The 896-nt window shown below is 69.3% G+C and carries 2 protein-coding genes; both read right to left on the reverse strand.

Annotated elements, in window-relative coordinates:
* On the reverse strand, positions 1-572 hold a 572-nt coding region (locus D3A59_RS24975), incomplete at its 3' end, for a TRAP transporter large permease subunit (protein ID WP_119157989.1).
* Between the two features lies 1 nt (position 573).
* Positions 574-896 (reverse strand): TRAP transporter small permease subunit (locus tag D3A59_RS24980; RefSeq protein ID WP_419187284.1); only part of this gene is annotated, 323 nt, incomplete at its 5' end.

Raw genomic sequence — 896 nt, forward strand, 5'->3', positions numbered from 1 at the left:
CCGGGGATCATCGCGCCGGCGTAGAGGTCGCCCACCGAGCGGCCGAGCTGGTCGGCCATCACGATCAGCACCAGCGAGGGCGGGATCGCCTGCGCGAGCGTGCCCGAGGCGGTGATGGTGCCGGTGGCGATGGTGCGGTTGTAGCCGTAGCGCAGCATGATCGGCAGCGAGATCAGGCCCATCGAGATCACGGCCGCGGCCACCACGCCGGTGGTGGCAGCCAGCAGCGCGCCCACCAGGATCACCGCGATCGCCAGGCCCCCGCGCACCGGGCCGAACACCTGGCCCACCGTCTCGAGCAGGTCCTCGGCCATGCCGCTGCGCTCCAGGATGATCCCCATCAGCGTGAAGAAGGGGATCGCCAGCAGCGTGTCGTTCATCATGATGCCGAGCACGCGCAGCGGCAGCGCCTGGAACAGGGTCGAGCCGAACAGGCCGAGCTCCATGCCGACGAAGCCGAACAGCAGCCCGGTGGCCGCCAGCCCGAAGGCCACCGGGATGCCGGTGATCAGCAGCAAAAAGAGCCCCGCGAACATCAGGGGCACGAAGTTCTGGGTGATGAATTCCGTCATGTCACTGGGCTCCGGCGCCGTGCTTCGGGGGGGTCTGGCCGGCCATCTCGGCCGCGACCGCTTCTTCCTGGGGGCCGCTCACGGCTTCCCCGCTGAAGGGCTCCGGACGATGGCCGGTGAGGAAGGCGACGCGCTTGATCAGCTCCGACAGCGTCTGCAGCGCCAGCAGCGCGAAGCCCGCCGGCATCAGCAGGATCACCGGCCAGCGCACCAGCCCGCCCGCGTTCTGCGACATCTCGCCCGACACCCAGGCGCGCGAGAACACCGGCCACGACAGGTTGATCAGGATGTAGCACAGCGGCAGGATCACCAGCAGGATGCCGA

The sequence above is a fragment of the Caldimonas tepidiphila genome, assembly GCF_003569765.1.
GTDB lineage: Bacteria > Pseudomonadota > Gammaproteobacteria > Burkholderiales > Burkholderiaceae_C > Caldimonas > Caldimonas tepidiphila.